Genomic DNA, 26,124 nt, shown 5'->3' on the forward strand with positions numbered 1-26,124 from the left:
GTCAGGACTCCTTCTGCGGGCCGGCCGGCTCCTGGCCGAGCATGGCGTGGTCGAGCAGGCTGATGAACGACCGGTTGAGCAGGGCGCTCTCGCTGGAGCGCAGCGGGCGGCGGGTGAGCAGCACCGCCTGGCCGTAGAGGGCCTCGACGGCGGTGACGGCGAGTTCGCGGCCGGTGATGGAGGCGGCCCGGCGGACCAGCGGGTTGAGGTGGTTGAGCACCAGCTGGGCGCGGGGCACCTCGGCGCGCAGCGAGCCGAGGATGTCCGCCCACAGGCCGTCGGCCTCGTCGGCGAGTTGGGCGCGGGTACGCTCGTGCCGGGCCTCCCGGTTGTCCAGCAGCAGGGCGGGCGCGCTGGTGGGGTGGAAGCTGCGCAGGGCGACGTCGCAGTCGAACCGGCCGACCACCTCGCGGGCGATGGTGAGGAAGGCCGCGGCGGCGAGTTCGGCGGCCGGGTCGACGGTGTCCAGGTGGGCGGTGACGGTGGTCGGGTCGAGGTCGGCCACCGAGGTGCCCGGGCGGATCTCGGGCAGCCGGTGCACCAGGTCGCGGTCGTAGGTGTAGCCGCCGTTGACGACGCCGAGGCCGGCGGCGCCGGCGATCGGGGCGACCTGGCGGAACTCCTCGACGGTCCGGGTGACCAGGACGACCGGGTGGGCGCGGGCGAACTCGTCCAGGGTGACGTTGCCGTCGGTGGTCTCGAACGGCAGCCACGGCAGCAGCATCCGGAGCAACTCGTCGTCGTAGCGCGCGAGTTCCTTGACGGCCAGGTGGTGGACGGAGATGAAGCGGTGCAGCAGCGCCGGGTCGCTGGCGGACAGGCCGGTGAGCCAGTCGCGGATCCGGGCGCCGAGGGCGTCCCGGACGGCGGCGAGGGTCTCGTCGGCGTACAGGCCCTCGCGGGAGGCGGTGGGGCGCAGGCTGTCGGTGTCGACCACGCAGCGGGCGAAGAACGCCCAGTCGGGCAGGAGTTCGGCGGCCTGGTCGGAGAGCAGCATGCCCTTGAGGTGGACCCGGTGGCCGACCCGGCGGGAGGGCGGGGCGGCGTCCGGCAGGATGTAGGCGACGCCGCGCAGGCCGACCAGCGGGAGGTCCAGCTCGATGGTGTCGAGCGGGGTGAAGTCGAAGGTGGCGCGGCAGTACTCGGCGAGCGCGTCGCGGCGGGCGAGCGGGGAGCCCTGCCGGTCGGCCCACGGCGGGGTGTGGTTGACCCGGTGGGCGGTGCCCCGGCCGTCGACCACGGTGACCTCGTGGCGCAGCAGGCTGCCGAAGTCCCGGGCCAGCGACAGGACGCGGTCCGACCTGGTCCACTCGGCGGCGTCGGCGCGCGGTGCCAGCCGGACGGTGGTGCCGGGCTCGGGCTTGGCCTCGGGCGCCAGCGTGCGGATGGTGTAGCGGCCGTCGGAGCGGCCGCGCCACTCGATGACGGGCGCGTCCGGGGTGGCGGCGGAGCGGGTGACGACGGTGATCTCGTCGGCGACCACGAAGCAGGCGAGCAGGCCGATGCCGAACTGGCCGATGAAGTCGCCGCGGGCGACGGCCAGTCCGGCGCCGTCGAGCCGGCCCTCGGCGTCGCGCTTGGAGCTGCGGCCGATGGTGGCGAGGAAGGTGTGGACGTCGGCCTCGGTGAGGCCGACGCCGGTGTCGGTCACCGTGAGGTCGTCGGCGGCGTGGACGGTGATCCGGGCGGGCGCCGCCGGGTCGAGGGCCTGCCGGGCGGAGATCGCGTCCACCGCGTTCTGCAGGAGTTCGCGCAGGTAGACCCGGGGGCTGGAGTAGAGGTGGTGGGAGAGCAGGTCCACCAGGCCGCGCAGGTCCACCTGGAAGGTGTGGGCGCTCGCGGGGTCGCCGCCCGACTGGTTCACGGGCGGGTTCGCGGCGGGCTGGGACGGGTTCTCGTGACGGGACACCGGAAGGGCTCTTTCGGTCGCGTGGGTGACGGTGGGCGGCGGCGCGCGGTCAGCGGGCCTGGCGGGCGCACCGGTCCCGGTGGGCGCGGAAGTTCTCGACCGGGTCGCCGGAGAGGTAGTTCCAGGGGGATTCGGTGACGGTGCCGTCGAGCGCCTCGAACAGGGTGTGCGCGGTCTGCGCGTCGCCGGCCAGCGCGAACGTCATCGCGAAGGTGTTGTGGGCCTTCTGCCAGCCGAGCGAGCGCCGGTACGCGGGGTGCAGCACGGACCGCTCGGCCGCTTCGCGCAGTTCGGCCCGGACGGCCGGGCTCGCCAGGTGGGCGCCGTCCTCGCCGTCCGGCAGGTCGAGCCAGCGCTCCAGGTGGGCGAGGGCGACCAGCTCGCCCAGCGGGCTGCCCTCGGGGGCGTCCAGCATCGAGGCGCGGGCGAACGCGTGCATCGCCTCGTGCGAGCCACCCCACTTGGCGCAGAGCTGCTGCAGCCGCTGCTTGTGCGAGCCGGGGTGCCCCGGCCCCCGGCGCACCGCCGCCTCGAAGCGGTACCGGCCGATCTCCCGGCCGAGCGAGGCGCCGCGGGCGCTGATCTGCAGGAAGTACCAGGGGGCGAGCCACTGCGGCTCCCGCTCGGCCACCTCGAGCAGCTGCTCCTCGGCGGTCTCCAGCCGCTCGTGGAAGGTCTTCCACTGCTCCTCGGTGACGTACTCGGCCCGCCGGCCGGTCCGCGCCTCCCAGGCCCAGGTGACCTGCCGGGCGCCGGACAGCAGCAGCGGCAGGGCGGCGTCCGGCTCGTCGGCGACGACCCGGCCGATCCACTCCTCGACGCCGGGGACGTCGGCCAGTTCGGCCAGGATCCAGGTCAGCTCGGACTGGTCCTCGACGGCCGCCAGCGCCGGCCGCAGCGCGGCCCAGTCCCCCGCGCCCGCCCGGGCGAGCAGCAGCGCCAGCCCCTCGTCCCGGTACGCCGGGTCCAGCACGGGCACGGCGCCCTGCCCGGCGGCGCCGCGCCGCCCGAACCCCCAGCGCCCGGACCGGTCCCCGGCCTGGTCCGTGCCGGAGCCGCGTCGGAAAAGCGCCATCGGTGTGGCCCCCCTCAAAGCATCATTGGCATGTTTCGTATGGCCGCTCGGCGGCCACTCCAGACGCACTGCATATCACGCACGGCTGACAGCTCCGCCGCCCAGCCCCAGGTCACGGGGCGTCCTCGGGCGGCCGCCCGGCGGTGTCCGACGGTCCGCCACCCTGCCGTGCCGGTACGTGATGCGCGTCCGAACGCCGACGCCCCCGGGCATGCCGAAGCCCCGGACCGTGGAGACCACCCACCGGTCCGGGGCTCTACGCGCGGTGCTCCCGCGCCGGGTCGGGCGACCGCCGGATCAGACGACCGTCGGGGTGCGCAGCGCGGCCAGCGTCTCGGAGTACAGCATCTCCTTGATCTGCCCCCGGGCCGCCCGCGACTTCCCCGCCAGTGGACGGGCCAACTCGACGGCGGCACCGAGCAGTTCCCCGGCGTCCGCGACGGCGTCGACGATCCCGGCGGCGAGCGCCTGCCCGCCGCCGTAGCGGCGGCCGGTGGTCATCGCCTCGTGCGCGACCTGCGGGGCGAGCCGGGCCCGGATGAGGTCGGACATCCCCCGCTGGAAGGACAGGTCGAGGTCCACCTCGGGCAGGCAGACGTACCCGCGGTCGGCGCGCATCACCCGGAAGTCGTGGGCCAGCGCCCACATCGCCCCGGCGGCGAAGGTGTGCCCGTTGAGCGCCGCCACCGTGACCACCGGCGAGGCGAGCGTGCGGGCCAGCAGCGCGTGCACCCGGTCCAGGTACCCGGCGTACTGGTCGCCGTGGTTCAGCAGCCAGTCGAGGTCCAGGCCGTTCGACCAGAACTTCCCGCTGCCCGCGGTGACCAGCGCGCGCGGGCCCTGCGCGGCCTCGACCTCGTCGAGCGCCGCCTCCAGTGCGGCGAGCCGATCGGGGTGGAAGCGGTTCTCGTCATCGGCGTCGAGGTGCAGGACGAAGACCTCGCCGTCCCGTTCCAGCTTCGGCATGCATCGCTCCTATCGCGTAGTGGCGCCCTAGGCCCTGTCCGCACGGAAACCTGCCCACGGACGGGCGGGCGGAAAGCACTCGTCAGGCCCGGGATCAGCTCTCCAGGCCGAACGTCAGCCCCTCCAGCCGCCCCTGCTCGTACGCGGCCACGATCGCCCGCCGCTGCAGCTTGCCGCTGCTGGTGCGCGGGAGCTGTCCGGGCTTCAGGTAGTGGACGTCCCCGGCGTGGACCGTCACGCCGATCGCCTGCACCAGGTGCTCGACGATCCGCGCCCGGGTGCCCGGTACGTCCTCCCGCGCCTCGCGGTCGACCTCGGTCAGCACGACGATGTCGGCACCGATCTGCGCGACCGCCGTCCGGCCGTCGCGGACGAACGACAGCTGTTCCACGGCCTGCTCGAAGTCGGCGGCGAACAGGCTGCGGCCGTTGACCTTGATCCGGTCGCTGATCCGGCCGGTGATGAACAGCTCGCCGTCGGCGAGGAAGCCGATGTCGCCGGTGGCGTAGTAGCCGTCCTCGCCCAGGATCGGCAGGCCGGTGCCGTAGTAGGCGGCGGCCAGGCTGCCCCCGGCCAGCTCGATCTCGCCGAGTTCGCCCTCCGCGCAGATCCGACCGTCCTCGTCGCGCAGCCGCACGGCGAACTCCGCGAGCGGCGGGCCGACCGAGATCGCCGGCACGCCGGACGGCGAGGTCTCCACCCGGACCGGGCTGCCCACCGGGCGGCTCGCCACCAGCAGCACCGCCTCGGCCATCCCGTAGCAGGGCATGAAGACGTCGCGCCGCAGGCCGGCGGGCGCCATCAGGTCCAGGAACGCCTCCAGGTTCGGCAGGTTGATCGGCTCGCTGCCGAGGTAGACCGACCGCATCCCGGAGAGGTCGATCTCGGCGATCTCCTCGGGGTCGAGGTCCTGCATCAGCTTGAGCGAGTAGTCGACCGCGAAGTTCGGGATGACGGTGCCGATGGCCCGCTCCCGGCCCATGTGCTCCCACCAGCCGCGCGCGTCGAACAGGAAGGTCACCGGCTCGGCGAGCAGCAGGTCGCAGCCGATCGCGAAGCAGGAGAGCATCCCGCCGACCAGGCCCATGTCGTGGTAGAGCGGCAGCCAACTGCTCACCCGCTCCTCGGGCTTGCGGCCGTCGGTCCGGGTGATCATGGCCAGGTTGGCGCGCAGGGCGCCCTGCCGGACGGGTATCCCCTTGGGGAAGGAGGTCGAGCCGGAGGAGAACTGCACGAAGGCCAGCTCGTCGTCCCCCGGCGTGCGCAGCCGGGCCCCGGGCTTGCGCAGCCCGGCCGGCGGCAGCGGGAGGGTGTCGACCGGCAGGTCGATGGTGGCAAGGGTCGGCACGTTCAGGATGCGGACCGCGCCGTGGTCCTGCGCCACCCGGGCCAGGAACTCCTGGTAGCCGTCCTTCGGCGTGTTCAGCACGAACGGCTTGACGGAGAGCGGCACCGCGCCGAGCTCCAGCAGTCCGAGGAAGGACAGGATCACCGGCACGGACGTCTCGAACGGGAAGAGCACCCGGGAGCCGGGGGTGATCCCCTGCTCGCGGAAGAAGTCCGCGTAGGCGGCGATCCGCTCGGGGAAGTCCCGGTAGGCGGTGAACTCCGGCGGATCGGTGAACTTGTCGTAGAGGTGGAGCCCCCGCTCGGGCGGGCACTCCTGGTTGCGCTGGATGAGTTCGAGCACCGGGCCCCTCCTACTGGTTGACGGTCGCCGCGAGGGCGGCCTCGGGTGTGGACGCGGCGAGGAAGTCCTGCAGGGACACCAGGCAGCGCTTCCCCGCGTCCAGGAAGGCCACCGTCACCAGCGCGTCGACCGCGGGCCGGTCGGCCGCCGGGCCGTCCCCCGCCAGGTGGATCCGCTGGCGGAACCGCGCCCGGAAGGTCATGCCCTCCTCGTCCCACTCCTCCTCGGAGGGCGTCTCCAGGGACGTCCGGACCTCGACCCGGCCGCGCGGGATCTCCGCCAGGTAGTCGATCTCGGTGCGGGCGACCACCGCGATCATCCGGTCGCCGTGGACGAGCCCCAGCCGGCCGAGCCAGTCCCACCGCCCGGCCTCCAGGTACTCGAGTGCGACCGCGTTGTTGACGTGCCCCAGCACATCGAGGTCGTTGGGGCGCACCGGGAGCATGAGGCGTGATTCGCCGAAGAACACGTCGGAACCGTCCGATTGATCGTGCGGAAGTCTGCCGGGCGGGGCGCCGGCCGGGGGCGGAGGGCGCCAACCGCCCTCCGCCTGCTGCACATACCGCTGTACGCGGTGCCGCGCGGTACCGAAGGGCACCACAGGGGCACCACGCGGCGCTGCACCGTGCCAGGCAGCGCCACGCAGGCCGCGTCAGGCGTCGAGGAGGTCCATCCAGGCGTCCTCGACCTCGTCCCGGGAGTGGACCTCGATCCCGGTGATCTTCTTGAGCGCGCCGCAGACCAGCTGTTCCTTCTTCTCCAGCGCCTCGGGCCGGTAGCCGGTCTCCGCGGTGTCCAGGTGGTCCCACCAGTTGACGTGGGTGCCGCGGTCCACCTTCTGCTCCCGGGCGCTGCCCTGGAGTTCGCCGTCCTCGCGCAGGAACAGGTGGGCCACCGCGAAGGCGTCCTTGGCGGGGTACTCGCCGCTGTCCACCAGCGCCTTCGCGAAGGACACGAAGTAGTTGCGGTGCTGGATCTCGTCCGCCGCGACCTGCTTGAAGATCCGGCGCAGGCCCTCGTCCTGGATCACGTGCTGGCACTGGCCGTAGTTGACCGCGGCCGTGATCTCGGAGATCGCGAGCAGCACCAGGGTCCGGAGCATGTCGTCGTCCGGGAACACCTTGCGGAACTCGAGGAAGGTCTCGTCGTCGATCGGCTCCATCCCGCTGACGTCCGCCAGCCGGTTGAAGACCGTCTCGTGGTGGGCCTCCTCCTCGTTCCAGTACCGGCTCCAGGTACCGCAGGCCTCCATGACCGCCGCGAGCGCGGGGTTGGTCTTCTCCCAGCGGCGCACCTCGGCCTCGGCCTGGCGCTCCAGCCGGTCCGCGCCCGGCTTGGTGGTCAGCTCGGCGCGGCCGGCGTTCCAGACCAGGTTGCGGTCGAGCGGGGTGAGGCTGTCCAGGTCGACCGCCGAGAGCATCTCGACGACGCTCCACCGGCGGGACTCGTGCAGCCGCTGCTGCTCCCAGGTCACGTCGATCAGGGACATCTTGCGCACCGTCAGCGCGTCCCAGAGGTCGGTGATGAGGGCCGGCGGCTCGGTGGGGATGATCGACTTCCGGATGACCGGAACGGCGGTGTCCGACTCGATGATGCTCATGCGGCCTCCTCCTTGGCCTTCTGGCGCTCGAACTCCTCGAGGAAGACCTTCAGCACCGTCGGGGTCGGGGTGTCGAGGGGCAGCGAGGGCAGCCGAACGCGCACGCCGTAGTCCTTGCGGAGTCCGTTCGCGGTCCGGGCGAACGCCTCCATCAGATCAATGCTGTTGGTCATTTTCGGGCTGCGGCTGATCACCGCGGCCAGCGTCACGTCGTCGGCGAAAACCTCGTCGTCCGCGAGGCCGGCGTGCTCGCCGAATTTCTGCCGGATGTAGGACTCAACTTCGGGCGTCACCATAGTCCGGAATCATACAAGTTGGCCGCTGACCTGGCCAAGTGATCAGAGTTACATTGCAGTTAACGATGCGTCAGACACATTTCGATGCAAGGTCCAATAACCTCCGTGATCCACTGGAGGGTTGGGGTCGAATCAGCCGCGGCAACCGTGCCGCATTCCGCCGGAATTACTACAGAACGGCCGTCGGGCCGTCCTGGGCCGGGGATTGCGAACCCGTCCCGGCACCCCGCCGGACGGTCACCGCCGCGAGCACCGCGACGGCCAGCGCGAAGCCGATCGCCAGGCACCAGGTGGCCCGGGCGCCGCCGAGCGCGTCGGCCCCGGAGGAGGTCACGACGGACACCGCGAGGGCCGTGCCGAGCACCGCGCCGAGCTGGCGGAACGCCGCGTTGGCAGCGCTCGCGGTCGCCAGCCGGGCCGGCTCCACGCCGGCCAGCGCCACCGCGCCCAGCACCGGCCAGACCAGGCCGGCGCCGACCCCCATGACGGCCGCCCCGGCCAGCCAGTGGGTGAGGAAGTCGGGGCTGCGCCCGCCGCCCCAGAGCAGCAGCAGTGTGCCGCAGACGTAGGTCAGACAGCCCGCGACGACCACCGGCCGGTCCCCGAACCGCACCGCGAGCCGGCTCGCGGGCCGGGCGACCAGTGCGGTGGCGATCGGCGGCGGCGTGGTGGCCAGTCCGGCCGTGATCAGCGACCAGTGCCAGTGCCCGGTCAGGAAGAGGATGTTGTTCAGGATGACGGCGTAGAAGGTCACCGAGAACAGCATCGAGCCGATGTTGCCGGCGACGGCGTTGCGCGAGCGCAGCAGGTCCAGCGAGATGACCGGCGCCGGGTGGCGCGCGCTGCGCAGGACGGCCAGCAGCACCAGCGCCGCGCCGGCCGCCAGGCAGCCGAGGGTGCCGGTGCTCGCCCACTCCCAGTCCGGGCCCTTGACCAGGCCGAGCGCGAGCAGGCCGAGCGCCGAGCCGAGCAGGACGGCGCCGAGCACGTCCGGGGTGGGACCGCCGCGTTCGCGCTGCTCGGTGAGGCGCCGGGAGGCCCAGACGGCGACGGCCCCGATCGGGACGTTCACCAGGAAGACCGCCCGCCAGGACCAGTGTTCGGCCAGCAGCCCGCCGAGTCCGGGGCCGATGCCGGCGGCCAGCGCCGCGGCCGCGCCCCAGATGGTGACCGCGATCAGCCGTCCGGCCATCGGGAACATCGGCATCAGCAGCGCGAGCGAGGTCGGCACCAGGATCGCCGCGCCCACCGCCTGCACCAGCCGGGCGGCGATCAGCACGGCGGCCGAGCCGGCCATCCCGCAGACCACCGAGGCGAGCGTGAAGACGGTGAGGCCCGCGGCGAAGGAGCGGCGGCAGCCGAGCCGGTCGGCGGCCCGTCCGGCGGGCATCAGGAAGGCGGCGATCACCACGTTGTAGCCGTTGAGCACCCAGGAGAGCGTCGGCAGGTCCGTGGCGGAGAAGGTCGCGGCGATGTTCGGGAACGCCACGTTCACGATGGTGCTGTCCAGGAAGGCCACGAAGGCGCCGAGGCAGCACAGCAGCACCAGGGCGACGGGCGGTCCGGCGGCGGGTGTGGCGGGCGGACCGGCGGATGCGCCGCCCTTGGCGCCCCGGCTCGCGCCGGACGTCACGGGTAGGTCGGCCATACGGGCGTCCTTCCTCGGCGGACGGGTGGTCTGATGCACCTCCGGGGGTGATCCGGCCACCGGAGCCGATCCGGTCCGCCCGCGCGGCCCCGCTACCGGGACCGCCCTCAGGGTCGCGCCGTCAAGGCTGCCGCCGGCCCGTTCTCCCCCGATGGGCCGCACGCCCGGCGCGTGCGCAGGCCCGTGCCGGGAGGTTCCTCCCGCACGTCAGCCGAGTGATCTACGCCTCAACTCCCCACGCCACCAACATCGTTGGCAGCGAATGTGGCCGCACTCGACCCCCCGCACACGCTGGTGGGCCTGATCACCATGCGCTTTGTTACCCGCCAGTGTCAATCCCCGCCCGCATGCCGGATGCACATGCCAAGAAGATCATTGACCGCGTGTCAATACTGCTGTAACACTTCTTCGACCGGTCAAGTACGGGGGAGGGCACCGGGGTTGGATTCTTTGGATGCACGCGGGCCGGAGGGCTTCGCGCAACTGCTGCACAGACGGGCGGTCCAGTCGCCCGACGCCGTCGCGTACCGCTTCGTCGCGGAGGACGAGTCGGCCGTCGAGATCGGCTACGCCGAGCTCGACGCACGGGCCCGGACGGTCGCGGCCGCGATCCTGGCCGCCACCGACGGCCGGCCCGAGCCCGCCCTGCTGCTCTTCGCACCCGGGCCGGACTACCTGGCCGGCCTGTTCGGCTGCTTCTACGCGGGCGCACCGGCCGTCCCGGCGTTCCCGCCGGACCCGACCCGGCTGGCCCGCACGCTGCCCCGGCTTGCCGCGATCATCGAGGACGCCGGCACCGACGTCGTGCTGACCACCTCGGACCTCGCGCCGCTGATGGCCGACTGGCTCTCCGTCGCGCTGGCCGGCCGCACCCCGCGGGTGATCGCGATCGACCTCGCCGAGCCCTGCCCGGCCGACGGCGCCGACCTGGCGCCGCCACCCGGCCGGCCCGAACTGCCCGCCCTGCTCCAGTACACCTCCGGCTCCACCTCGCTGCCCCGCGGCGTGCTGCTCAGCCACGCCCGGCTGCTGCACAACTGCGCAGAGATCGCCCGCGGCTTCGGCATGCACCCGGCCAGCTCGGGCGGCCTCTGGCTGCCGCCGTACCACGACATGGGCCTGATCGGCGGCATCCTCACCCCGCTGTCCCACGGCATCCCGGTGACGCTGATGTCCCCGGTGGGCTTCCTGCGCCGCCCGCTGGCCTGGCTGCGGATGGTCTCCCGCTACGGCGCGACGATCACCGGCGCGCCCAACTTCGCCTACGACCTCTGCGTCCGCCGGGCGACCGACGCCGACGTCGCCGGGCTCGACCTGTCGAGCGTCGAGCTCACCTTCACCGGGGCCGAGCCGGTCCGGCCGGAGACCCTCACCCGCTTCGCCGAGCGCTTCGCCCCGGCCGGCTTCCGGGCCGAGACCTTCTACCCCTGCTACGGCCTCGCCGAGGCGACCCTGTTCGTCACCGGCGGCAAGCCGCTCGGCGGCTGGCGCTCCGTCGACCTCGCCCGCGACGCCCTCGAACTCACCGGCACCGCGCGCCCCGCCGAACCGGGCGAGGCCGTCCGCTCGCTGGTCGGCTGCGGTGTCCCCGGCCCGGACACCCGGCTGCTGATCGTCGACCCGGAGACCGGCGAGCCCCGGCCCGAGGGCGCCGTCGGCGAGATCTGGGTCGACTCCCCCAGCGTCGCCGAAGGCTACTGGCAGCGCCCCGAGGAGAGCGCCGACACCTTCGGCGCGACCACCGCCGGCGGCGCCGGCCCGTTCCTGCGCAGCGGGGACCTCGGCGTCCTGCTGGAGGGCGAGCTCTTCGTCGCCGGGCGGATGAAGGACCTCATCGTGCTCAACGGCCGCAACCACCACCCGGTCGACATCGAGCGGGTCTGCGAGGCGGCCGTCCCCGGGATCCGGCGCAACTGCGGCGCCGCCTTCGCGGTCGAGGACGACGCGGGCGCCGTCGAGCGGCTGGTCGTCGTCTACGAGGCCGACCCCGCCGGGGAGTCCCGCTACAAGGCCACCGCCGATGCCATCCGGCGGGCCGTCTCACTCGAACTGAGCGTCCCGCCGCACACCGTCGTCCTCATCCCGCCGCGCACCCTCCCCAAGACATCGAGCGGCAAGGTGCAGCGCTGGCTGACCCGACGGCAGTTCCTCGCCGGGGAGTTGGAGGAGCTGGCCCGTTGGCAGGCCCCCCTCCCGGCGCCCCGCACCACCACCACATGACCGTCTCACCGAAGGAATCCCGACGATGATCGTCAAGGTCAGGGGCATCCTGCTCCGCTTCACCGACTACCAGAACGAGATCGAGGTCGACGGCGCCACCGTGCGCGAGGGCCTGACCGCGCTCACCGAGCGCTACCCCAACCTCGGCGACGTCCTGCTCGACCGCGAGGGCACCGTCCGGGCCACCCATCTGATCGCCCTCAACGGCGAGAAGCTCACCCTGGACGAGCTGGACCACGAGGCCACCGAGGACGACCGGGTCGACATCGTCACCGCGATCTCCGGGGGCTGAGGCGCCGATGGCACGCAGCTCCCGCTACGAGGTCGTCCTCGACGCGAGCCTGTTCTCCCCCACCCAGCTGCACCCCACCGCCGTCGGCCGGATCGGGTTCCAGGCCGGCACCCGCTGGCTGCGCGACCACGTCGCCAGCCACCGCACCCTGGTCGCCGAGCACCAGGTCGGCCTGGTGCTCTGGGCCTGGCAGCTGGAGTACGAGCGCCCGCTGCGGTTCCACGAGGCCGACGAGGTCCAGGTCGAGGTCGGTGCCAGGGTCCGCGGACCGCACGCCTCCCAGCTGGAGGTCGCGATGACGCTCTCCGGCCCGGACGGCGTCGCGGTGCGCACCCGCGCCGCCTCCGTCCCGCTGCGGCTCAGCGGCGACCAGGCGCTGTCCGGCTCGCCCGCGGGCCTGCCGGCCGACCTGCTCGCCCGTTTCGAGCCGGACGAGGTCGAGCGGGCCCCGTACCGCTCGCCGGTGCCCGCACTGCGCGCCGAACTCGCCCGCGAGGGTGGACAACTCGCCTCCGGGACAGCGGAGTTCCGGGTCCACCGACACCACTGCGAGGTGGCCGACCAGTGGTACTGGGCCGAGTCGCTGGGCTTCGCCGCGGGCGCCCGCGAGGAACTGCTGCGGACCGGCGGCGGCCGGGTCCCCGAGCTGCGCCGCGCGCTGAGCGAGGGCATCCGCCGACTGGACGTGACCTGGCTGCGGGCGGGCCAGCTCTGGGACCTCCTCGAGGTCCGCACCACCGCCCACCGCTACGGCCCCGGCCTGGCCTTCGTCCATGAACTGGTGTCCGCCGAGGAGGACGGCGGCGGACCGTACGCGATCGTGGTGGAGCGCACCTGATGCCGACGACCGAACCGCCCGCCGTGGCGGCCGCCGGGCCCGCCGTGCTGCCGACCTTCGCGGCCGCCGAGGAGCTGGAACGCGCCCTGGGCTGCCCCTTCGACCCCGACACCGGGATGTCGCTGGCCCGCGGCCTGCACGCCGACGAGACGGAGACCGAGCCCGTCGACGCGTACCGCGCCGCCTGGGCCGCCGGCCTGCACGAGCACCTGGTGCCGGTCGGCGAGGGCGGCCGGCTGGCGTCCTTCGAGACCCTCACCGCCGTGGTCCGCGCGGCCTCGCGCCGCGACCTGGCCGTCCCGGTCGGCCTGGGCTCGACCTTCCTGGCCGCCACCCCGGTCTGGATCTGGGGCGACGACAAGCAGCGCCGCCGGGTCGCCGAGCTGGTGCTCGACCGCGCCTGGGGCACCGCCGGAATCAGCGAGGAGGCGGCCGGCAGCGACCTCTTGGCCACCGCCACCCGCGCCGCACCGGTCGACGGCGGCTTCCTGCTGAACGGGCGGAAGTGGCTGGTCGGCAACGGCCGGCGGTCCTCCTTCGCCACCGTGCTCGCCGCCTCCGACCCGTCCTTCGGCCTGTTCCTGCTCGACTTCGACGCCCTCGGCCCGCAGACCGCCGACCTCCCCGAAGGCCCCGAAGGCCCCGGCGGGGTGCGGCGGCTGCCCAAGGTCCGCACCCACGGCCTGCGCGGCCACGACCTGAGCGGCTTCACCCTCGACGACCTGCCGGTCGGCCCCGAAGCCGTGCTCGGCCGCCCCGGCCGCGGCATCGAGATGGTCTCCGGCATGCTCCAGTACACCCGGACCCTGGTCGGCGGCATGGGCCTCGGCGCGGCCGACACCGCCCTGCGGATCGCCCTGCGGCACGCCCGCGAGCGCGTCCTGTACGGCGAACCGGCCCTGCAACTCGCCCCCGTGCGGGCGCTGCTGGCCCGCGGCTTCGCCGATCTGCTGGTCGCCGAGTGCACCGCGCTGTCCGCCGCCCGCGCGCTCGACGTGGCCCGGCAGCGGATGCCGCTGTGGTCCGCGGTGGCGAAGTACCTCGTGCCCGGGCTCTGCCTGGACTCGATCGGCGCCTGCGGCGAGGTGCTCAGCGCCCGCGCCTACCTGCGCGAGGGCGTGGCGGGCGGCGCGTTCCAGAAGCTCAGCCGCGACGCCGCGATCACCCCGGTCTTCGAGGGCACCGAGCTGGTCCAACTGGACACCATCCGGGCCCAGTTGCTCAGCCGGGCGCGCCGCTCCGGCGGCTCCCCCGCACTGCCGCTGCCGCTGCTCTTCGGCTTCGGCGAGCCGGTGCCGCCACTGGCGCCCCGGGACCAGCGGCCCTCACTCACCTACGGCGGCACCGACGAGGTGGTCGACCTCCTCGACGAGGCCGTGGCCGCCCTCGCGGACGATCCCGAACTCGCCTCGATGGCGCGGCGGTTGCTGACCGTCCGGGACGAGACCAGGGAGACCTTCCGCAATCTGTCCGCGGTGCGCGGAGCCGACGCCTACGAGGCGGCCCGTCGGCACTGCCTGGTGCACGCGGGCGCCTGCTGCCTGCACACCTGGCTGCAGCGCCGGACGGCCCTCGGCGGCCTGGCCGCCGACCGCGCCTGGCTGAGCACGGCACTGCGCCGCGTACTGGCCCGGCTGGGCCTGCCGGTCGAGCCGGACCGCGAGTCCGAGCACCGACTGGTCCACCGACTGCAGGAACTCGACGACGACGACCGCGCGTTCTCCCTCGTCCCGCTGCGGCTCGCCCCGCAGTACCGGGGGCCGGAGCCGGTCCGAAACCCCTAGGAGAACGTCATCACCACCGGACACCAGGACGCCGTCACCGGGTCCGCCACCGGGTCCACCGGCAGCTGGCTGCCGGCCCTGATCGGGGAGCTGCTCGGCGTCGACCCGCAGGAGATCCCGCTCGACCGCCCGCTCGGCGAGCTCGGCATCGACTCGCTCACCGCCGCCCAGCTCTCCGTCGAGGTCGAGGAGCGCGCGGGCCTCACCATCCCGCTGGAGCGCTTCCTCGGGGACGAGACCATCGGACAACTGCTCGCCCAGGCCGGGGAGTCCGCCATATGACGCCGACCGGAGCCCGGGTGCCGCGCGCCCACGCCGTCGACGTGATGAACCGCGCCGGTGCCACCCACCGCACCCTCGACGCCGAGATCGAGCAGGTCCGCCGCGAGGCCCGGCGCCGGTTCGGCGGCCTGGTCCTGGACGTCGCCAACCCCGGCACCCACTTCCGCAACCGCGAGAACCGGCCGATCGACCGCCGGGTCTTCCAACGCGCGGGCGAACTCGGCCTGTTCGGCTTCTCCCTGCCGGTCGAGGCGGGCGGCGCCGGGCGCGACAAGCTGGCCTGGGGGGTGGTGGTCGAGGAGCTCTCCCGGCTCTCCCGCGACCCCGGCCTCGCCGTGCTGATCGACATCAGCGTCGAGATCACCGAGCTGATCCTGTCCAGCGGCCGCCCGGAGCTGATCGAGCGCTACGTCCCCGACCTGGTGGCCGGCCGGCGCTTCGGCGTCCAGGGCGCCTACGAGAACCGGGACCCGTACGACTACCGGTCCACCGCCCGGCTCGACGGCGACACCTGGGTGCTCAACGGCGCCAAGCGCTTCATCGCCGGCGCCTGCTTCGCCGACCTGTTCGTCCTCTTCGTGCGCGAGGAGGCGTCCAACGACATGCTCGCCTTCGCGGTCGAGAAGGACGACCCGGGCGTCAGCGCGGTGCCGCTGGACACCATGGGCCTGCACACCATGGGCCTGGGCCAGGTCCTGCTGGACGACGTCCGGCTGCCGCAGTGGCGGCTGGTCTGGCGCGCCGACGCGCTCAGCGAGCTCAACACCTACGCCCGCATCCGGCGGACGATGAGCGCCTGCGGCGTGCTCGGCGCCCTCGACGGCGTCACCGAGGCCTGCGTCGAAGCGCTCGCCGACCGCCGCCGCACCGGCCGCCGGGTCCTCGACCACACCAACGTCGAACGCTCCGTCGGCGAGCTGCGGATGCTGCTGCAGACCTCCCGGGCCGCCGTCCACCGGGCGCTGGACGGCACCCGGTCGCCCGACCGGGACCCGCACTTCGACGAGTTCGCCACCGTCGCCAAGCACCACGCCGCGGAGTGCGCGCTGCGGGTCGGCCAGGTGGTGATGGGCCTGCAGGGCGGCGAGGCGTACATGGCCACGTTCCCCTGGGAGCGGTTCATGCGCGACGTCCTGGGCCTGATCTCCGGCCAGGGCTCGCAGGAGATGCTGCTCGTCCAGCTCGGCCAGCGCACCATCGTCGGCCTGGAGGGGCGGCGGGTCCGCGAGGAGGCCGCCGAGCGGAACGTCGCCAAGCTGGCCGACGCCTGGTGGGCCCTGCACGCCGCCACCACCGCCGAACCCTCCGACGCCACCCGCGCGGTGGTCGCGGCGGCCCGGCTCGACGGCCTCACCACCGAGGACCGCGCCGGCTGCGCCGCCTTCCTCGACCGCGCGCACGCCCTGGTCGCGGCGGTCCGGGCCGACCGGGCCCCGGACGCGCTCCCTCCCGGCCCCTCCGGCCTTCCCGCCGGGCGTCCGGCCGAACTGGCCGCCGGCGCCCGGGCCCTGCTCGCCTGCGCCCTCGCCCGGGAGACGGGCCTGCTGACCCGGCTGCTGGAGCCCTGCACGTCGGCCGAGGCCGCCGAGGGCCTGACCAAGGGCCTGACCGAGGACCTGCTCGCCGTCCTGCTCGACGCCGGCGTGGTGCGCCAGGACGCCGACGGCCGCCACCGCGTCGACCCGGGCCTCGAACGCGTCCTGATCGGCGGCCCGCGCACCGGCGCGTTCGCCGCCCGGCTGCGCCGCGCCCTGGCCGGGGGCGCCCGCCTGCACACCCCGGCCACCCCCGCCCCCGGCACCCGCGAACCGGTACCCGGCTGCGGCGACGAGGCCGCCGCCACCGCGGACGCCCTGGTCGGCACCGCTCTCGGCCAACTCGAGGGCCTGCCCGCCCTCCTGGACCGCCCCGGCGCCCGGATCGGCTGCGCCGCGGCCGACGGCGGACGCTCCGCCGCCGCGCTGGCCCGCCAGATCCCCTTCGTCCCGGTGCTCGCCCTGGACCGGGACGCCCCGGCTGCCGCCCCGACCGACGGCACGGTCGAGTACCGCCCCGGCGGCGCCGCCGACTTCACCCCCGACGACGGGCTGGCCCTCGCCTGGCTGCCCGCCGCCACCCTCGCCGCCGAGGCCGTCGGCCCCGCCGTCGAGGCCGCCGCCGCAGCCCTCCTCCCCGGCGGCTGGCTGCTGCTCCCCTGCCCGCTGCTGCCCAAGCGCCCCCTCGGCGCCGCCGCCGCCCGGCTCGACCTCGCCCTCACCGGCGGCCGCGCCCCCGACCCCGCCGAACTCGAAGCCGCCCTGCGCTCGGCCGGCCTCACCCAGCTCCGCACCCCCTGGTCCGACCCCGCCCTGGGCCTCACCCTCCTCGCCGCCCGCCGCCCCTAGCGCCTGTCCGGCCGCCGGGGGCACCCGGCGGCCCGGGCTCGAAATCCCCGCGGAGCCAAGGGAGGTGGTACCCCGTTCGATCCGGCCGGCGGCCCGCGAAGTAGTGTGCGAGGTGTGAACGAACTGATCTTCCGGGGGAGAGACCGGTACCGGCCGTCCTGGTCGCACCTTCTGGTGGCGCTCGCCGTCATCGCCGTCCAGGGCACCCTTGCCGCCGTCAAGCTCGGGCCCACCGGGACCGTCTGGCTGGTCGGCGGGACCATCGCACTGATGGTCCCGGCGGCCTGCATGGCGTACCGCTGCTGGTCCTCGGTCGGGCCCGGCGGGATCACCATCTGCTGGGGGCTCGGCCGCGGCCGCACCTACCCGTGGCACGAGATCCAGTGGCTGGACGTGCGCACCACCAAGAGCCAGGGCAGCGAGTCGCGCGCGGCCCGGATGTTCCTCGCCGGCGGGCGGCGCCGCACGCTCCCCGGCCTCCAGTACAGCGACATGTACCCCGACCCGGACTTCGAGGTCGACTTCCAACGCGTCGTCAACTGGTGGGAGTTCAGTACGGACGAGGCCGCGCGGATCCGCCCGGCGAAGCGTCTTCGGGACCGGTTCACGCCGATGGTGACCGCCGTCGTCGTCACGCTCCTCCTCACGGTCGGCGCCGGCGCGTACTTCGCGCTCAACGCCTGAGCTCACCCGGCCAGCAGGTGCCGCAGCACCGCCATCCGGACCGGTACCCCGTTGGCCGCCTGCCGGAAGTACCCGGCCCGCGGGTCGGCGTCGACGTCCACCGCCAACTCGTCGGTGCGCGGCAGCGGGTGCAGGACGAGGAGCTGCTCGGGCGCCCGCCCGAGCAGCTCCCGGGTGACGGGCGCCGGCTCCGCCGCCAGTGCCGCCGGCCACCGCTCGCGCTGCGGCCGGGAGATGTAGAGGACGTCGAGGCCGGACAGCACCTCCGTGAGCCGTTCGGCCGTCGCGGTCACCGCCCCGCGTCCGCGGACGGCCGCCACCACCTCCTCGGCCGGCTGCAGGTCCGCAGGCGCGATCCAGGTCGGCTCGGCGCCGAACCGGGCGAGCGCCAGGGCCAGCGAGTTGGCGGCCCGCCCGAACCGGAGGTCGCCGTAGAACCCCACCCGCAGACCGTCGAGCCGCCCGAACCGCTCCCGCACGGTGAACAGGTCGTAGAGCGTCTGGGTGGGGTGCTCCCGCCCGCCGTCCCCGCCGTTCACCAGCGGGACGGCCGCGACACCCGCCGCCTCGTGCGCCGCCCCCGCCCTCGGGTGGCGCAGCACGATCAGGTCCGCGTAGCTCTGCACCACCTGGATCGTGTCGGTCAGCGACTCGCCCTTCGCCGCGCTGGACGTCGCCGGATCGTCGAACCCGATGACGCCCATGCCGAGCCGCTGGGCCGCCGAGGCGAACGAGAGCCTGGTCCGGGTGCTCGGCTCGAAGAACAGCAGCGCGGCGATCCGCCCGGCGAGCTCCGTCCCGCGGACCCCCTCGCGCTTGATCCGGGCCGCGTTGTCGAGCACGGCGGATATCTCGTCATTCGTCAGGTCGTCAATACTCAGAATGTTTTTCACGATCATTCCACCCATCTCATTTCACCATCTATGGAATCCCGCAGATCGGCAGGATTGCCCCTGCTCCGACCTGCCCTTATGATCCTGTGGCCCGCCCGGGTGCCACCCGCTCCGCATATCCGCTCGGGGGACCAGTGAATATCCGCAGACTCCAGGTGTTCCTGGAGATCCTGGAGGCCGGCAGCCTTTCCGCCGCGGCCCGGCGGCTCCGGGTGAGCCAGCCCACCGTCTCCCAGCACCTGCGCCAGCTGGAGGAGGACCTGGACACCGAACTCCTCCTCCGCGGGCCGGGCGGACTGCGCCCCACCGACGCGGGCACGGTCCTCGCCGGCTACGCCCGCGACCTCGTCCGGCTCACCGCCGAGGCCCGCGAGGCCACCCGGGCGGCGGGCCGCGCCGACGCCCCGGTCCTGGCCATCGGCGCGACGACCACCGTCGGCAGCTATCTGGTGCCCCCGCTGCTGCAGGCCTTCCGGCGGCGCTTCCCGCAGGTCGCGGTGGACCTGCACATCGGCAACCAGGAGGACATCGCCCGGCGGCTGCTCTCCGGCGCCTGCTCGATCGCCCTGGTCGCCGGCCGGTTGCGGGAGGAGCGCCTGGTCCAACTCCCGCTCTCCCAGGAGGAGCTGGTCCTGGCCGCCGGGCGCGGCCACCGGCTGCGCGGTCACCGGATCACCCCCGCGCAACTCGCCGGGGAGGTGTTCCTGCTCCGCGAGGCCGGCTCCAGCGACCGCCGTGCCCAGGAGGAGACCCTCGCCCTGTGGGGCCTCCAGCAGGCCAGGACCGCCCAGGTCGGCTCCGCCGAGGCCATCAAGCGGCTGCTGGAGACCGGTCACGGCGTGGCGCTGCTCTCCCGGCCGGCCGTCCACCGCGAACTGGCCGGCGCCGAACTCACCCGGCTCGATGTGCACCCGGCCCCGCCGCGCCGCCTGATCTCGGCCGCCTACCGCGCCGACCACGCCCTCACCGTCACCGAGCGCGCCCTGCTCGCCCTGGCCCGCGAGCCCGCCCCGGCCTCCCCCGTGTCCTCCGCTGCCGACCCCACCTCCCCCACCGCCGACCGGTCCGACCGCAGCGACCGGTCCGACAGCTGACCACCACCCTCTCCCCCACCCCTCCCCCGCCACCCGGCCCGCCGACCGCGGGACCGTCCGGAGACGAGGCTGCCCGATCGGCGCGGCGCCGGGAACAGCCCATCGGCCGGGGCCTTCAGCCCATGTGTCAGCGGCTATGGCCCCGGCCGATCGGCGTCGACGGCCCCCGGGTGGCGTCCGGTCAGGCCCGGCCGGCCGCCTTCTGGGTGCGGCGGGCGAGCGAGTCGACGACCACCGCGGCCAGCAGCACCGCACCGGTGATCATGAACTGGATGGCGTTGCTCAGCCCCTCGATGTTCATCCCGGACTGGATCGAGCCGATCACCAGCGCACCGAGCAGCGCCGACCAGGTGGTACCGCGCCCGCCGAACAGGCTGGTCCCGCCGATGACGGCCGCCGCGATGGCGTTCATCAGCAGGTTGCCGCCGCCGGAGGTCTGGCTGGCCGACTGGATCTGCCCGGCCAGGAAGAGGCCGCCGATCCCGGCCATCGTCGAACAGATGACGAAGACGCTGATCCGGATCCACGACACGTTGATACCGGCCCGGCGGGCGCCCTCGATGTTGCCGCCGAGCGCGAACACCTGCCGGCCGTAGGCGGTGCGGCGCAGCACGAAGTCCAGGATCACGATGAAGATCAGGAAGATCAGCAGCGCCAGCGGCAGCCCCTTGTACTGGTTGAGCGTGTACGCCGCCAGGAACGCGATGATCGCGAGCGCCACCGTGCGCAGCACGAGGTCGGTCGGCGGCCGGTAGGGCACCCCGGCGGCCCGCCGCCGTCGGGCGCCGACCAGCGAGGAGAGGAGGAACAGCGCCACTCCCGCCAGCGCCACCCCGTAGGCGGCGGCCTGCTGCCCGAAGATGGTGCTGTAGAGCCGCGAGACGATGTCGTTGCCGGGGAGGTTGACCGTGCCGCTGGAGCCGAGGATCTGCAGCATCGCACCGTTCCAGCCGAGGTTGCCCGCGAGGGTGACCACGAAGGCGGGCACCCCGACCTTGGCGAAGAACACGCCCTGGATCAGGCCGACGAGCGCGCCGCCGGCGACGGCGACCAGCAGCGCCACCCACTCGTTGACGCCGTGGGTGACGTTCAGGACGGCGAAGATCGCCGCGCACAGGCCGCTGACCGAGCCGACCGAGAGGTCGATCTCGCCGAGCAGCAGCACGAAGACCACGCCGATCGCGATCATCCCGGTGCCGACGATCTGCTGCGACAGGTTGGAGAGGTTCTGCGCGGAGAGGAAGCTGCTGTCCAGGCTGCCGAACACCGCCCAGATCACGATCAGCGCCAGCACCACGGGCACCGAGCCGAGTTCGCCGCTGCTCAGGCGTCGGCGGAACTCGATCAGGTAGCCCTTGACGCCCTCCTGGCGCACGATCAGCCGCGGGTCCACGGCGGGGGTCGCCGACGCGGCCACCGGGACGGGGGCGTTGACGCCGCCCTTGGGCATGCTGTCCTCGGGCAGGACGTGCCGGCCCGGCTCCTCGCCGGGAGAGTTCTCGGTCACTGGGAGCCCTCCGTGCCGCGGGCCTGCCGGCGGGTCACGGCGTTGTCCGTGGCACCGGTGATGGCCGAGATGATCTGTTCCTGGTTGGTGTAACGCCGGTCGAAGACACCGTTGTTGCGGCCGAGGCGCAGCACCGCGACGGTGTCCGCGACCGCCATCACGTCGGCCATGTTGTGGCTGATCAGGATCACGCCGAGGCCGCGCTCGCGCAGCCGCTCGACCAGGTCCAGCACCTGGGCGGTCTGCTCGACGCCGAGCGCGGCGGTCGGCTCGTCCAGCATCACGACCTTGGGCGAGCCGATCAGCGCGCGGGCGATGGCCACCACCTGGCGCTGGCCGCCGGAGAGCGAGGCGATCGGGATCCGCACGCTGGGGATCCGGATGGACAGCGTGTCGAGCAGTTCGCGCGAGCGCTTCTCCATCTCGACCTCGTCGAGGACGGCGAACCGCCGGATCTCCCGGCCCAGGAAGAGGTTGCCGACCACGTCGAGGTTGTCGCAGAGCGCGAGGTCCTGGTAGACGGTGGCCACGCCCAGGTGCTGGGCGTCCTGCGGGCGGTGGATGGAGACCGGGCGGCCCTCCCATTCGATGACGCCCTCGTCGGGCTGGTGCACCCCGGCGATCGCCTTGACCAGCGTCGACTTGCCAGCGCCGTTGTCGCCGACCAGCGCCAGCACCTCGCCGGTGTGCACCTCCAGCTCGATGTCGGTGAGCGCCTGCACGGCGCCGAACCGTTTGGAGACCCCGCGCAGGGCCAGTACGGTCTCACCTGCCACAGTGACCAACTCCCTTGCCCCGCCCGCCGGTCCGGGGGGCGGGGCGTGTTCCGCTACGGGCGTTCCGGGCGCGTGCGTACGGGCCTTCGGGGGCCCGGTCACGCGGGCCCCGCTACGTGAGGCCGGCCTGGGCGCAGGCGGCGGCGTAGTCCGGCGTGCAGATCTGCGCGACGGTGTAGAGGCCGTCGGCGACCACCGTGGTCTTGATGTTGTCCTTGGTCAGCACGATCGGGGTGATCAGGTCGGCCGGCACCTTGTTGCCGCTGCCGTTGGTCACGGTCACCGGGATCAGCTCGGGCTCCGGGGTCTTGCCCTCGGCGAAGGCCACCGCCATCCGGGCGGCCGCGTCGGTCTCGGGCTTGAACGGCTTGTAGATCGACATCGTCTGGGTGCCCGCCAGGATCCGCTGCACCGCGTCCAGCTGGGCGTCCTGGCCGGTCAGCGGCACGCTGAGGCCGGCCGCCTTGAGCGCGGTGGCGATACCGGCGGCCATGCCGTCATTGGCCGAGTAGACGCCGACCACGTTCGGGCCGCCGATCGCGGTGATCGCCGCGGACGCCTCCTGGTTGGCGTTGTTCGGGTCCCAGTTCGGCGTGTCGTACTCCTTGCCGATCGTGAGCTTGCCGTCGATCGCGCTGTGCGCGCCCGCCTTGAAGTCGGCCGCGTTGGGGTCGGTGGGCGACCCGTTGATCATGATGATCGACCCGGCGTCCGCCTTGCCGTCCACCGCCGCCACCAGGGCCTGGCCCTGGAGCTCGCCGACCTTCTTGTTGTCGAACGACACGTACGCGTCCACCGGGCCCTGGGCCAGCCGGTCGTAGGCGATCACCTTCACGCCCGCGTCGTGCGCCTTCTGGACGGAGGACTGGATCGACTTGGAGTCCACCGCGTCCAGGATCAGCACCTTGTCGCCCTTGGTCAGCGCGGTGTCCACCTGGGTCTGCTGGGTGGTCGCGTTCTCGTTGGCGTTGTAGTAGTCGATCTGCGCGTTCGGCGCGAGCTCCTTGATCCTCTGCTCGATCAGCGGGCGGTCGAACTGCTCGTACCGGGTCGTCTTGGTCTCCGGGAGCAGCAGGCCGATCTTGATCGCCCCGCCCCCGCTCGCGCTGCCCGAGGACGAGCTGCCGGTCGACTGCTTGGCGCTGCCGCACGACGCCAGTCCGAGCCCGACGGAAACCACTGCGGCCACCGCGACGGCGCGGCGAAGCCCGATGCTCATGAGGATGCCTCTCCAGTTGAGTCCACCCCCGCCTCCGAGTGTGCGAACCCGGGGCCGTCCCCACGATCCGGGCTGCGCCGAACGGGTAGCCGGAACCCCTCGGACACCCCTTGGCACCCCCCGGACAGCCGAAACGGCCCGCCGGGTGAAGCCGGCGGGCCGTCGTGGTGCAGTGCAGTCCGGTCAGGCCTGGTCCGAAGCCGGGGCCGGTCCCGTCGAGGAGCGGATGACCAGCTCCGGGTCGAAGAGCAGCTCGCCGGTCGGCACCTCCCGATTGCTGACCAGCGCCAGGATGCTGCGGCCCACCTCCAGCGCCAGCCGGTCGGCCGGCTGGCGGACGGTGGTCAGCGGCGGGTCGACGAACTCGGTGATGGCCGAGCCGTCGTAGCCGACCACCGAGACGTCGCCCGGGACGCTGCGGCCCTGGCGGCGGATCCCGCGGATCGCGCCCAGGGCCATGTAGTCGCTGGCCGCGACGATGGCCGTGGCCCCGCGGGCGAGCAGCGGGCCGACCGCGGCCTGGCCGCCCTCCACCGTGTAGGACTGGCGGATCACCCAGTCCTCGGCGCCCTCGATGCCCCGTCGGGCCATCGCGTCCAGGAAGCCCTGCACCCGGCGGTCGGCGGGGTGGTTGCCGGCCGGTCCGGAGGCCATCCCGATCCGCCGGTGCCCCAGCCGGTACAGGTGGTCGACCGCCTGCTCGGCGGCGAGCGCGTCGTCGGTGGAGAAGACCGGGGTGGGCACGCCGTCCGCGAACTCGCCGTTGATCCCGACGAACGGCACCCGGCGCTGGCGCAGCAGTTCGTACGTCTCCAGGTCCGCGCCGTCGACGGTGTTGGAGGCGGAGAGGAACACGACCGCCGCGATCCCCTTCTCCACCAGCGTGGCGATGAAGTCCCGTTCCTGCACCCCGCCGGGGAAGGCGGGGCAGAGCACCGTCTTCAGCCCGTGCGGCGCGAGCGCCGACTCGATCCGCTCCGCGACGTCGGCGAAGAACGGGTTCGAGACGAACTCGGTTATCACCGCGACGAGTTGACCTTGGGTCTGGCGTTCGTAGCCGAGTTCGGCCATGGCCAGTTCGACGGCGTCCCTGGTCTTCTTCGAGACGCCCTGGCGCCGGTTGATCACCCGGCTGACAGTCGCCTCGCTGACTCCCGCGCGGGCTGCCACGTCGGTGATCCCGACCTTCATCGTGGTCCTTCCGTGATCGTGAGCGTTGCCAGTCCTCCGCGGGGGACGGCCAGCGGTCGGGGACCGTCCGGCATGAACTCCAGCGAGCCCTCCATGATACGGCCGTCGGGGCCGTGGATCTCGCCCTGGACCCAGACCCCGCCACCGCGTACCTCCACCACCACCCGGTCCCCGGCCGAGCCGTTGACCAGCTGGACCCGGCGGTACGCGGCGAAGTCCAGCGGCACCACCAGGTCGCCGTGGACGCTCAGCAGGGCGCGGTCGCCCGCGGCGGCCCGCACCAGCGGGTACAGCTCGTCGGGGCGGCCGGGCTCGACCTCGCCGTCCAGCAGCAGGTCGGCGTGCCGCTGCCACTGCCGCAGCCAGAACGCGATCGCGTCGCGGTGCGCCTGCGGGATCCGGTCGAGCCGCACCGAGATCTGCGGCACCGAGTGCAGGGCGCCGATCAGTTGGCGGGCCACCGCCTCGACGGGCGCGTCCGGGGACCACAGCAGCATGTCCGAGTGGACGGCGCCGCCGACGGCGAGCAGCGAGGTGTCGAGCGTGCGCACCCGGTTGGCGGGCGCGTCCGCCGGACAGTCGAAGGACCGCAGCATGTTGCCGAACGGCGCCATGCCGGGGCCGACATAGGGCTGGCGCAGCTCCAGCAGCAGGTCGGGGCGGGCCGCCTCCAGGGCGTCCCGAAGCTCCGTCAGCAGCGTGATCATGGCCTGGCCGACGTCCCCCGCACCGTCGCCGGCGTACACCATGGCCTGGTCGAGGAAGTCGACCTTCAGCCCGTCGAGGCCCGACTCGCGGACCAGGCCCGCCATCCGGTCGACGACGTGCCGCCGGACCTCGGGCCGGCGCGGGTCGAGGACGTACGCGCCCGGCACCCCGGCGGGGGTGGGCGCGAACGGCGCCCACTCGGCGAAGCACTCGGCGTCGGGGCCGAGCAGCAGCGGCGCGACCCACGCCATGTACCGCAGCCCGGCCTCCTGGACGCGCGCCACGTGTCCGGCGAAGTCGGGGAACTTGGCCCGGTCGGGCCGCCAGTCCCCGCAGCCCGCGTAGCCGCGGCCGTGGCCCTGCTCCTGCCATCCGTCGTCGAGGATCAGCACCCCGCAGCCGAGGCCGGCGGCCAGGTCGGCCTGGGTCTCGACGGCCTGCGCGTCGACGTTCTGGTTGAAGGCGTACCAGGTCGAGTAGACCGGCGTACGGGCCGACCCGGGCACCTTCATCGGGGTGGTCGAGCGGGCGAACCAGCCGCGCAGCAGCCGCATCGCGGTGGCCACCGAGGGCGCCCGCGGGACCAGCAGCAGCCGGTGCGGCCGCTCGGAGGCCGGCAGGCTCAGGTGGACGACGTGGGTGTCGTCCTCCTCCGACACCCCGAAGCGCACCGACGTCTCCGGGACGGGGTCGGTCGCCGCGAAGGCCAGCATGGTGGCGCCGGACTGGTCGTAGAGGCAGCCCGCGGCGTGCCCGGCGACCAGCGAGACCCGGGCCTGGCCCTCCCAGTCGGCGAGCAGGGTGCGCCGCCACCCGCCCTGCGGGTGCCAGTAGCCGACGGCGTCGCCCAGCGGCACGGAGAAGCGGACCTCGACCGGGGAGTTCCCGGCCGTCACCTCCAGGACCCGCAGCCCGTCGGCCGGTTCGCCGAGCGTCCAGGCCGCCCGGACGCCGGGGGCCTCGGCGAGCAGGGCGATCGACACCCCGTCGAGCAGCGGCTCCCAGGGAGCCTGCGGGAGTCCCGCGGTCGTCACGGCCTCGCCGGTCTTCACGGTCTGGGTCTGCACG

General features: G+C 73.6%; 22 protein-coding genes. 8 read left to right on the top strand and 14 right to left on the bottom strand.

The features are described from left to right. Nucleotide 1: 1 nt before the first annotated feature. The 8 genes from ACIGZJ_RS06255 to ACIGZJ_RS06290 all read right to left on the bottom strand — a co-directional run bounded on the left by ACIGZJ_RS06255 (nucleotide 2) and on the right by ACIGZJ_RS06290 (nucleotide 9,184). Nucleotides 2-1,864: an HSP90 family protein gene (locus ACIGZJ_RS06255; protein ID WP_396456243.1), complete on the bottom strand. Its 1,863-nt coding sequence runs from the start codon at nucleotides 1,862-1,864 to the stop codon at nucleotides 2-4. A gap of 94 nt (nucleotides 1,865-1,958) precedes the next feature. Then, on the bottom strand, nucleotides 1,959-2,984 hold the full coding sequence (locus tag ACIGZJ_RS06260; protein WP_396456190.1) for a hypothetical protein: 1,026 nt from the start codon (nucleotides 2,982-2,984) through the stop codon (nucleotides 1,959-1,961). A gap of 297 nt (nucleotides 2,985-3,281) precedes the next feature. Continuing rightward, entirely contained in the window at nucleotides 3,282-3,950 is a 669-nt protein-coding gene (locus ACIGZJ_RS06265) for an enoyl-CoA hydratase-related protein (RefSeq protein WP_396456191.1), read from the bottom strand. A gap of 94 nt (nucleotides 3,951-4,044) precedes the next feature. Continuing rightward, nucleotides 4,045-5,640: an AMP-binding protein gene (locus ACIGZJ_RS06270; protein ID WP_396456192.1), complete on the bottom strand. Its 1,596-nt coding sequence runs from the start codon at nucleotides 5,638-5,640 to the stop codon at nucleotides 4,045-4,047. Nucleotides 5,641-5,650: 10 nt separating this feature from the next. After that, entirely contained in the window at nucleotides 5,651-6,085 is a 435-nt protein-coding gene (locus ACIGZJ_RS06275; RefSeq protein ID WP_396456244.1) for an acyl-CoA thioesterase, read from the bottom strand. A gap of 207 nt (nucleotides 6,086-6,292) precedes the next feature. Continuing rightward, nucleotides 6,293-7,240 (bottom strand): acyl-ACP desaturase, encoded by a 948-nt coding sequence (locus tag ACIGZJ_RS06280; RefSeq protein WP_396456193.1) that lies wholly within the window; start codon nucleotides 7,238-7,240, stop codon nucleotides 6,293-6,295. Next, nucleotides 7,237-7,536 carry a hypothetical protein gene (locus tag ACIGZJ_RS06285; RefSeq protein ID WP_392932146.1) on the bottom strand — a complete coding sequence of 100 codons (300 nt, stop codon included), beginning with the start codon at nucleotides 7,534-7,536 and terminating at the stop codon, nucleotides 7,237-7,239. Before ACIGZJ_RS06285 ends, ACIGZJ_RS06280 begins: the two co-directional genes overlap by 4 nt. Before the next feature lie 169 nt (nucleotides 7,537-7,705). Continuing rightward, nucleotides 7,706-9,184 carry an MFS transporter gene (locus ACIGZJ_RS06290; protein WP_396456194.1) on the bottom strand — a complete coding sequence of 493 codons (1,479 nt, stop codon included), beginning with the start codon at nucleotides 9,182-9,184 and terminating at the stop codon, nucleotides 7,706-7,708. Between the two features lie 450 nt (nucleotides 9,185-9,634). On the opposite strand from ACIGZJ_RS06290, the gene ACIGZJ_RS06295 reads away from it, so the two are divergent. The 7 genes from ACIGZJ_RS06295 (at nucleotide 9,635) to ACIGZJ_RS06325 (ending at nucleotide 17,668) form a co-directional block, all read left to right on the top strand. After that, nucleotides 9,635-11,404, top strand: a complete 1,770-nt coding sequence (locus tag ACIGZJ_RS06295; protein WP_396456195.1) for a fatty acyl-AMP ligase — start codon at nucleotides 9,635-9,637, stop codon at nucleotides 11,402-11,404. 25 nt (nucleotides 11,405-11,429) lie between these two features. Next, on the top strand, nucleotides 11,430-11,696 hold the full coding sequence (locus ACIGZJ_RS06300; protein WP_396456196.1) for a MoaD/ThiS family protein: 267 nt from the start codon (nucleotides 11,430-11,432) through the stop codon (nucleotides 11,694-11,696). Nucleotides 11,697-11,703: 7 nt separating this feature from the next. Continuing rightward, entirely contained in the window at nucleotides 11,704-12,534 is an 831-nt protein-coding gene (locus ACIGZJ_RS06305; RefSeq protein ID WP_396456197.1) for an acyl-CoA thioesterase, read from the top strand. Continuing rightward, a complete protein-coding gene (locus tag ACIGZJ_RS06310) occupies nucleotides 12,534-14,318 on the top strand; it encodes an acyl-CoA dehydrogenase family protein (protein WP_396456198.1) in 1,785 nt (594 codons plus the stop codon). Before ACIGZJ_RS06305 ends, ACIGZJ_RS06310 begins: the two co-directional genes overlap by 1 nt. Nucleotides 14,319-14,432: 114 nt before the next feature. Then, nucleotides 14,433-14,600, top strand: a complete 168-nt coding sequence (locus ACIGZJ_RS06315; protein WP_396456245.1) for an acyl carrier protein — start codon at nucleotides 14,433-14,435, stop codon at nucleotides 14,598-14,600. Beyond that, complete coding sequence (locus ACIGZJ_RS06320; RefSeq protein ID WP_396456199.1) at nucleotides 14,597-16,984, top strand: acyl-CoA dehydrogenase family protein; 2,388 nt, start codon at nucleotides 14,597-14,599, stop codon at nucleotides 16,982-16,984. The genes ACIGZJ_RS06315 and ACIGZJ_RS06320 overlap by 4 nt, the downstream gene beginning before the upstream one ends. Nucleotides 16,985-17,098: 114 nt before the next feature. Then, a complete protein-coding gene (locus ACIGZJ_RS06325; protein WP_396456200.1) occupies nucleotides 17,099-17,668 on the top strand; it encodes a hypothetical protein in 570 nt (189 codons plus the stop codon). Between the two features lie 2 nt (nucleotides 17,669-17,670). On the opposite strand, the gene pyrB is transcribed toward ACIGZJ_RS06325, so the two are convergent. Next, nucleotides 17,671-18,561, bottom strand: a complete 891-nt coding sequence (gene pyrB, locus ACIGZJ_RS06330; protein ID WP_396456201.1) for an aspartate carbamoyltransferase — start codon at nucleotides 18,559-18,561, stop codon at nucleotides 17,671-17,673. 134 nt (nucleotides 18,562-18,695) lie between these two features. Between pyrB and ACIGZJ_RS06335 the strand changes: the two genes are divergently transcribed. Then, nucleotides 18,696-19,655 (top strand): LysR family transcriptional regulator, encoded by a 960-nt coding sequence (locus ACIGZJ_RS06335; RefSeq protein WP_396456202.1) that lies wholly within the window; start codon nucleotides 18,696-18,698, stop codon nucleotides 19,653-19,655. A 181-nt stretch (nucleotides 19,656-19,836) separates the two neighbouring features. Here ACIGZJ_RS06335 and ACIGZJ_RS06340 read toward each other — a convergent pair whose 3' ends face one another. The 5 genes from ACIGZJ_RS06340 to ACIGZJ_RS06360 all read right to left on the bottom strand — a co-directional run bounded on the left by ACIGZJ_RS06340 (nucleotide 19,837) and on the right by ACIGZJ_RS06360 (nucleotide 26,123). Continuing rightward, nucleotides 19,837-21,105, bottom strand: a complete 1,269-nt coding sequence (locus ACIGZJ_RS06340; protein WP_396456246.1) for a sugar ABC transporter permease — start codon at nucleotides 21,103-21,105, stop codon at nucleotides 19,837-19,839. 53 nt (nucleotides 21,106-21,158) lie between these two features. Beyond that, nucleotides 21,159-21,938, bottom strand: a complete 780-nt coding sequence (locus tag ACIGZJ_RS06345) for an ATP-binding cassette domain-containing protein (RefSeq protein ID WP_396456203.1) — start codon at nucleotides 21,936-21,938, stop codon at nucleotides 21,159-21,161. A 112-nt stretch (nucleotides 21,939-22,050) separates the two neighbouring features. After that, nucleotides 22,051-23,157, bottom strand: coding sequence for a substrate-binding domain-containing protein (locus ACIGZJ_RS06350; RefSeq protein WP_392932171.1), 1,107 nt, complete (start codon nucleotides 23,155-23,157; stop codon nucleotides 22,051-22,053). 183 nt (nucleotides 23,158-23,340) lie between these two features. After that, nucleotides 23,341-24,348 (bottom strand): LacI family DNA-binding transcriptional regulator, encoded by a 1,008-nt coding sequence (locus tag ACIGZJ_RS06355; protein ID WP_396456204.1) that lies wholly within the window; start codon nucleotides 24,346-24,348, stop codon nucleotides 23,341-23,343. Next, nucleotides 24,345-26,123: a glycoside hydrolase family 36 protein gene (locus ACIGZJ_RS06360; RefSeq protein WP_396456205.1), complete on the bottom strand. Its 1,779-nt coding sequence runs from the start codon at nucleotides 26,121-26,123 to the stop codon at nucleotides 24,345-24,347. Before ACIGZJ_RS06360 ends, ACIGZJ_RS06355 begins: the two co-directional genes overlap by 4 nt. Nucleotide 26,124 lies beyond the last annotated feature (1 nt).

This window comes from Kitasatospora sp. NPDC052868, from assembly GCF_044547105.1.
Taxonomy (GTDB): domain Bacteria; phylum Actinomycetota; class Actinomycetes; order Streptomycetales; family Streptomycetaceae; genus Kitasatospora.

Bases quoted from the DNA above. Each gene is read 5' to 3' on its own strand.
- ACIGZJ_RS06260 (WP_396456190.1), bottom strand. From the start codon at position 2,984: ATGGCGCTTTTCCGACGCGGCTCCGGCACGGACCAGGCCGGGGACCGG.
- ACIGZJ_RS06265 (WP_396456191.1), bottom strand. From the start codon at position 3,950: ATGCCGAAGCTGGAACGGGACGGCGAGGTCTTCGTCCTGCACCTCGAC.
- ACIGZJ_RS06275 (WP_396456244.1), bottom strand. From the start codon at position 6,085: ATGCTCCCGGTGCGCCCCAACGACCTCGATGTGCTGGGGCACGTCAAC.
- ACIGZJ_RS06280 (WP_396456193.1), bottom strand. From the start codon at position 7,240: ATGAGCATCATCGAGTCGGACACCGCCGTTCCGGTCATCCGGAAGTCG.
- ACIGZJ_RS06285 (WP_392932146.1), bottom strand. From the start codon at position 7,536: ATGGTGACGCCCGAAGTTGAGTCCTACATCCGGCAGAAATTCGGCGAG.
- ACIGZJ_RS06290 (WP_396456194.1), bottom strand. From the start codon at position 9,184: ATGGCCGACCTACCCGTGACGTCCGGCGCGAGCCGGGGCGCCAAGGGC.
- ACIGZJ_RS06300 (WP_396456196.1), top strand. From the start codon at position 11,430: ATGATCGTCAAGGTCAGGGGCATCCTGCTCCGCTTCACCGACTACCAG.
- ACIGZJ_RS06305 (WP_396456197.1), top strand. From the start codon at position 11,704: ATGGCACGCAGCTCCCGCTACGAGGTCGTCCTCGACGCGAGCCTGTTC.
- ACIGZJ_RS06310 (WP_396456198.1), top strand. From the start codon at position 12,534: ATGCCGACGACCGAACCGCCCGCCGTGGCGGCCGCCGGGCCCGCCGTG.
- ACIGZJ_RS06320 (WP_396456199.1), top strand. From the start codon at position 14,597: ATGACGCCGACCGGAGCCCGGGTGCCGCGCGCCCACGCCGTCGACGTG.
- ACIGZJ_RS06340 (WP_396456246.1), bottom strand. From the start codon at position 21,105: ATGCCCAAGGGCGGCGTCAACGCCCCCGTCCCGGTGGCCGCGTCGGCG.
- ACIGZJ_RS06350 (WP_392932171.1), bottom strand. From the start codon at position 23,157: ATGAGCATCGGGCTTCGCCGCGCCGTCGCGGTGGCCGCAGTGGTTTCC.
- ACIGZJ_RS06355 (WP_396456204.1), bottom strand. From the start codon at position 24,348: ATGAAGGTCGGGATCACCGACGTGGCAGCCCGCGCGGGAGTCAGCGAG.